Source organism: Holospora undulata HU1, assembly GCF_000388175.3.
GTDB lineage: Bacteria > Pseudomonadota > Alphaproteobacteria > Holosporales > Holosporaceae > Holospora > Holospora undulata_A.
The window spans coordinates 1-6,277 of sequence record NZ_ARPM03000099.1; the positions used below are offsets into that span (position 1 = coordinate 1).

At 34.1% G+C, this 6,277-nt stretch carries 7 protein-coding genes; 1 reads left to right on the forward strand and 6 read right to left on the reverse strand.

Annotated elements, in window-relative coordinates; all coding sequences use genetic code 11:
- The 3 genes from K737_RS02045 to K737_RS02050 all read right to left on the reverse strand — a co-directional run.
- Positions 1 to 645 (reverse strand): hypothetical protein (locus K737_RS02045; RefSeq protein WP_006291063.1); only part of this gene is annotated, 645 nt, incomplete at its 3' end.
- A gap of 227 nt (positions 646 to 872) precedes the next feature.
- Entirely contained in the window at positions 873 to 1,028 is a 156-nt protein-coding gene (locus K737_RS10485; protein ID WP_200863587.1) for a hypothetical protein, read from the reverse strand.
- 304 nt (positions 1,029 to 1,332) lie between these two features.
- Positions 1,333 to 1,557 (reverse strand): hypothetical protein, encoded by a 225-nt coding sequence (locus K737_RS02050; protein WP_006289804.1) that lies wholly within the window; start codon positions 1,555 to 1,557, stop codon positions 1,333 to 1,335.
- A 612-nt stretch (positions 1,558 to 2,169) separates the two neighbouring features.
- Between K737_RS02050 and K737_RS02055 the strand changes: the two genes are divergently transcribed.
- Entirely contained in the window at positions 2,170 to 2,853 is a 684-nt protein-coding gene (locus K737_RS02055; protein ID WP_024161374.1) for a hypothetical protein, read from the forward strand.
- Between the two features lie 338 nt (positions 2,854 to 3,191).
- Here K737_RS02055 and K737_RS02060 read toward each other — a convergent pair whose 3' ends face one another.
- The 3 genes from K737_RS02060 to K737_RS11865 form a co-directional block, all read right to left on the reverse strand.
- Positions 3,192 to 3,941: a hypothetical protein gene (locus K737_RS02060; RefSeq protein ID WP_023492368.1), complete on the reverse strand. Its 750-nt coding sequence runs from the start codon at positions 3,939 to 3,941 to the stop codon at positions 3,192 to 3,194.
- Positions 3,942 to 4,188: 247 nt separating this feature from the next.
- Entirely contained in the window at positions 4,189 to 5,631 is a 1,443-nt protein-coding gene (locus K737_RS02065; RefSeq protein WP_052563215.1) for a replicative DNA helicase, read from the reverse strand.
- A gap of 530 nt (positions 5,632 to 6,161) precedes the next feature.
- Positions 6,162 to 6,260, reverse strand: a complete 99-nt coding sequence (locus K737_RS11865; protein WP_075260323.1) for a transposase — start codon at positions 6,258 to 6,260, stop codon at positions 6,162 to 6,164.
- Positions 6,261 to 6,277: the final 17 nt, after the last annotated feature.

Below are 6,277 nucleotides of genomic sequence, written 5' to 3' on the forward strand. Positions count from 1 at the left end.
ATCTTTTTCTATTGCCATTTGTTTGTTTGAGGGGGAGGGGGCTGAGTCGTTGTTTAGGAAGCGCAAAAAAACTTTTCGTAATTGTTTCCAAATTAATGGAGCGTTCTTTGCTACTGCGAAATTTCGTATTTTAAAGTAGAGGGGGCGAAGAATGTCCACAATGTAATCGAAGTCATTTTTCTCTAACTCGATCTCTTTTAAAAATTCAGAATCTCCGATTTTGCTGTCTTTTAAAACTTTTAGAACTTTCAGAAAATCTTCTCTGTTTTTTTTAGGAAGATTAGCAAATTGATCAAGAAGATCTGTTTTTTGGTGGATTAATTCAAGAAAACTTTGTCGAAAAGTGTCTAAATTTGGACTTGCAAATAAAATTCTTAAAGAGTCTTGTAAATTTTTTATAAAATTTTCAAATTTTTCATTCTCTTTTATTTTTCTTTTGTTTTCCCCCAAATTTTCAGATTCTCCTATTCCATCTTCGTTCAGTTCAGAGTCTTGCAAGTAAGATTCTTCCATTTCGGAGAGGCGTGGGCTTTCTTCTGTTTTCGCGAGTCTATTTGATGGATCTTTTTCTGAGCCATTATTTGCAAAAGAGTTTTCTATGAACATAATGCTAATTAAAAAAACATTTAAAATAGGTGATTTCATAATTTTACCAATGGTTTGTATTGAATATTATGGATTGTACAAAATAAAAATAAAATTTTCGTGATAGAATTCTTCGCAAACTCTCATTTAGCTAACTCCATAGTATAACGCCAATTCCCATTGCTAAATAAGTATATACTGACTATTTTTAAGAAAAGGAGAAGTATATCATAGGTGTATAACAAATAGCTTAAATAAACGGCAGCCTCATCAAAATTGTGAGACCTTCAATCAAAGATAGCATGATGAATTTTCAAAATTTTATTAACGTGAAGTACTGCAAAAATAAGCAGTGTTCCCTCCAAAATTTCAAGTGATCGTGTGTTTGCAAGGGGGGCGAAATCTTGCAAACCAATGGCGGTGTGGAGCGTTATTTTGTTCAATAGAAAGGGTTTTATCTTTTCCCTGAAAGAGGGGGGGGCTTGGAATAATTTTATTAAAACCTGCCCAATGATTTCCGCAATAAAATAAAATTTTCTATTTTTTTAATCGCTCAAAAAGTCGTTTAAATGTTTGGAGTGATCACCAAATTCCCAATCGATAAGCCGTTTTTCAGCACGATCACAGACTTTAAGCTTTAAAAATCCAAATTTTTTCCTCTTTTTTTAAACAATTCAAAAACTCATCGACTTCCTTGACACTACCTTTGTCTTCTGGGGATGGCTCAATTTTGGCGCATAGCCTTGATTATAAGGTGCCCGCCCCCTTCAAAACGGCGGTGGCGCTGACACCAAAACGCTGAGCAATTCGGTTCATTGAAAAGCCGTTTACGTATAAAACGAAGGCTTTGAGCTTGTATTTCTCGGGCACACCTCGTGAAATTTTTTCCATATTTTTTACATTTGTACCGCTGAATCCATCGAACAAAACCGCTTTTAAAGCGCTCCGAACATTTACAAAATTTACATACAATTTTTTTTAGAGACTTTTAAAAAAGACTTCTTCTATCAATTCTAACAAAAAAGATATTTAGTTAAAAGCTTCGAAAATTCTTGTGAGTGAAAAAAGTAAGAATGAAAATATATAGAATTACTTAAACGATTTAGAATAGGTCTAAGATTTAGCTTTATTGCTGACATTTGTAACGCGAAGTTAGATAAATGATGGTTTCCAAAGAACTCCACTCTTTAAATCAATGAGGGTGCAATTTAGAAGCGCATTTCACTCCATACGAATCTTTATAGGTATATTTCATCAATTTTCCTAAATGTTTCTTAAAGTATTTAGGGGTATTTATAAAGATTATTAATTAGTCATAAAAATATTTGTAAAAAATATTTAGAAACTACTTACGGCCAGTTTTTGTGATGCTAAAACGGCATTATCTCATAATTTTTTTCATATTTTCTACTCTTTCCTTGGGTTTTTTACCAGAGTAATTTTTGATAATATCATATTATTAAATCGTTTTATCAACCTATATCTATTTATACGTCGGTTTTTGTATAATTTAGATATCCGTTGAGTTTTAGTTAATAATCTGATAGGATCTTTAGGAGGTTTTTAGATATTTGGAGTTTCAAAATGAGCACAATACGTTATGTTTTGGTATTTTTTTTGACAGCAAGTTCTGTTTGTTCGGCAGGAGGAGGCTGGAAATTCAGTAAAGTTAAAGAAAAAATTAGTTCAGCTGTAAAAAAAGTAAAAAACCAAGTTATAGGACCACATGGTTTAGATATTATTCATCAAGTGCAGCCTATAAAATCGGAAGAAGTTAAAAAGGTGATGCGAAATATAGCCTATACCTCTTTTTACTATGATTCCAACACAAAAAGCAAGCCTGGTCCTAGAATAATAGAAAACAACACATTGGTTGATTTGGATAAAAAATTAAGAGAGGACGAAAATGCAAAAAATAAACTTTTGGAATTTGAAAACGTTGTTTCGGAGTTAACTGGACTTGAAGCTGGTGGAAATAATCAAGAAGCTGAAAGATGGCGCTTTTTGAGGTCAGTTATTGCCTTGGATAATGCGGTGTATCCCGAAGATACTGAATTATCTTTACCAAATATTGATAGAGAGTTGAAGAACGCAATTGCATGGAGATGCCTGTTAATATGTGGAGATCAGTACGTAAACAAAAATAATATTCATCTAGCATACATGAATGAACAGCAAATAAACGACTTTTTTTTGGTACATGCTGAGCAAAATCCTGTGGTTATTCCTGCACAGATAGAGCACGATGAGGAGCAGTTCATCCAATAAGGCAACACTTTTCTTCGTTTTCTAAGAAAGGGGGGGAATGAAAACAATTTTTAAGATAAAGACTAGAATACGAAAAAGTGAAGAAAAGTTTGTATTCTAAAACTTTCAAAATAAAAGTAAATGTAATTAAACTATGGGGCTTTTTGCCCCTTTTTATATAACGCATATTAAAGCCGTTACAAAATGCTCTATAAAAGCAAATAATTTACCGAAAAATCCAAAACAACAACTGTCTATTACTTTTTTTTTTTCACTATAAAGAAAATGAGTAAAAAGCCTTTTTTCCTAGAATACCGTCTATTAAAATTAAAACTTCATTCGCTTACGAATGCTATGATTTAATCTTGCCATTGTTGCTTATATTCCACTTTACAAATTCTCTTCTTTATCCAGGAGGGGGTGTCTTCTTGAATGAACTGCCCCCTATCGGACTCTACCTCCATAAGAAAAGATGCGGGGGGGTTCTCAGAATGTGCAAAAAACAAGCTATCTATTTTCTGTTTATTTATGTGCGTCAAATTAATGTCCCTTCTGTTTACATATTGATTTCCACATATCGACAGGCATTTCCATGCAATTGCGTTCTTCAACTCTCTATCAATATTTGGTAAAGACAATTTAGCATCTTCAGGGTACACCGCATTATCTAAGGCAACAACTGACCTCAAAAAGCGCCATCTTCCAGCTTCTTGATCGTTTCTAGGGGGGACAAATTCAGTTAACTCTGACACAACGTTTTCAAATTCAAAAAGTTTTTTTCTTGCATTTTCGTCCTCTCTTAATTTTTTATCTAAATCAACCATATTTTTATTTACTATTATAGTAGGAGCAGGCGTGCTTTGAGTAGACGAATCGTAGTAAAAAGCAGTATACACTATACTTCGCATCGCTTTTTTCATTTCTTCCTCTTGTATCAGTGGTGTTTGGTGAAGAATACCAAAACCCTGTGGCCCTATAACCGCATTTTTTATTTTTTGTTCAGTTTCACTAATTTTTTCGCTAGCTTTACTGAAGTTACCTCCCCCTCCTGCAGAGCAGACAGAGCTTCCTATCAAAAAAAATACCAAAACATACCGCATTTTTTTCATTTTAAAGCTCCAGGTATAGTAAAATTGTAACGGTTGTATCACACTACTGGCCAAAACTCAACAAATTAAATAGTTCATTTCCGCATGCATTTAAGATTAATTTTTTCAATACAGAACAATGCATACTTATTTTCTTTTAAGCACGATGAAATCATCTTGAAAAGTAAATAAAAAAATTAATAATTTGAGCTGTTTTTGTTTTTTTATCCATTAGCCATACGCTTTGGTAATCTTTTACGCCTTATTTTTATACACTCTTTTGAGCCAAATTAGAAAATTTCGTTCGCGCCCCATCAAATTGAAGAATCACACTTCCCGTTGGGCCATGTCTTTGCTTGGAAATAATAATTTCTGCAGTATTATATATTTCCGCCATGTGACGCTGCCAGTGTAACATTTTTTCAGAACCGTCTTGAGGCTTATTACGTGCTTCGTAGTATTCTTCTCGATAAATAAACATAACAACATCAGCGTCTTGTTCAATACTTCCAGATTCCCTAAGATCTGCTAGCATTGGGCGCTTGTCTTCTCTTTGTTCTACCGCACGTGAAAGCTGAGAAAGCGCTAATACTGGAACATTTAAAGTTTTTGCCATTTGTTTAAGTCCACGAGTGATTTCAGAAAGTTCTTGAACACGATTTTCCGAACTATTAGACCTTCCTGTGGTAAGAAGCTGCAAATAATCCACAACAATCAATTTAATATCTTCTTTTCGTTGCAAGCGACGCGCACGTGTTAACAGGCTTGTCACAGATAGCGCGGGCGTATCATCAATAAACAATGGCAGACTTGAAAGCTCTTTAGAAAGATCTACAAATAAAGGAAATGCGTCTTTTTCAATTGCTCCTCGACGGATGCGATCTGAAGAAATTCCTGTTTCTTGACCAAGAATTCGCATAGCAAGCTGCAAGGCAGACATCTCTAGAGAAAAAAACGCCACACCTGCGCCGTCTCCCTTTCCTTTTGTATCATGCATTCTTACACGCGCTGCATTAAAAGCGATATTAGTGGCCAAAGCAGTTTTTCCCATCGCAGGACGCGCCGCAAGTATTACTAAATCTGAAGGATGAAGCCCGCCTAACATTTTATCTAAATCTAATAATCCTGTGGTCACTCCTACGACGTGGCTATCTCGTTGGTACGCCAACTGAGCGCTTTCAATGGCTTGCGTTAAGGCAGAAGTAAAAGACTGTATCTGAGGTTTTTGGCCTGTTTGATGCATTTGAAATAAAGAATTTTCCGCTATCTCAATTTGCTGAAGCGCATCAGGGCCTTCCACGCTCATTACGCAGGCCCCGTGAGAAACTTTTTCCCCCAAAAGCATCAGCTGTCTTCTTAGATATAAATCGTAAATAATTTTAGCGTAATGATGGGCGTTACAGGTTGGTACTATCAATCCTGCTAGCTCTGCAAGATATGTATCTGAAAGCGTAACTTCTTCATTTTGAAGATAATTTTCCACATAATGTTTTAGGGTTATGGGGTTTGCAATCTGTCCTTTTCGAATAAGATAGCTAAGTGTCTTGAAAATATGTTGGTGCAGAGAAGTATAAAAATGTTCATAGTGCAAAGCTTCCCCTATTTCTTCAAAAACACTGTTGTTTCGAAGCAAAATACTTAAAAATGCTTGCTCAATCTCTAAATTATAGGGAGGCTGCAAAATAGAAAGAGAAGACTGGGAATCAGACAATCTAAACTCTAGAAAAGAAAAAGTACCTAGAAAGAATAGCACATTTGTTTCGTTTCAGCTATAGAACATATGAAACGAAATATGCTACCTATTTTTGAGTGAGAGAGCAATATTTAACGATTAAAAAAAGCTTTGATATTTTTTATTTTTACCAAAAGATACTTAGGATGGAATTCAATATATAGCTATTGTGCATCATTAATATTTTTATTATCTTGAAATGCTTCCCTGTTGTTGATTCTAAATTGTGTTTTGGATACCTAGTTTTAATCAAATAAACAGAAAATATACAAATCTTAGCTTTTAGAATTCCTATAGTTAAATGTCAAATTAAGCTTTTTCGTTAATGACCATTTGTTTTTAAATTTTAAAAATCTCCCCTTTTTAATTTTTTCCCTCTCTTAAATTGTAAGATGTGTTTAGGTTTTATACCATTTCCCGATACTATAGTAATTTAGGTTGAATTAGAGATTTTAAAGAAGCAAGAAATAGCAAGAACCACGAAATAGCGTCGAATAGAGCGTTGAAATTTAGTATACTGTCCACCTCTTCATATTATCCCAGAATTTCTCTACTGGATTCAAATCACAAGAGTAAGGAGGTAGAAAATTATACTGAATTTTAAGTATAAAATTCTATTAATTCT

What these genes read in the sequence shown, in the direction of transcription:
- K737_RS02055 (WP_024161374.1), top strand. Translation starts at nt 2,170, where the DNA reads ATGAGCACAATACGTTATGTTTTGGTATTTTTTTTGACAGCAAGTTCT.
- K737_RS02060 (WP_023492368.1), bottom strand. Translation starts at nt 3,941, where the DNA reads ATGAAAAAAATGCGGTATGTTTTGGTATTTTTTTTGATAGGAAGCTCT.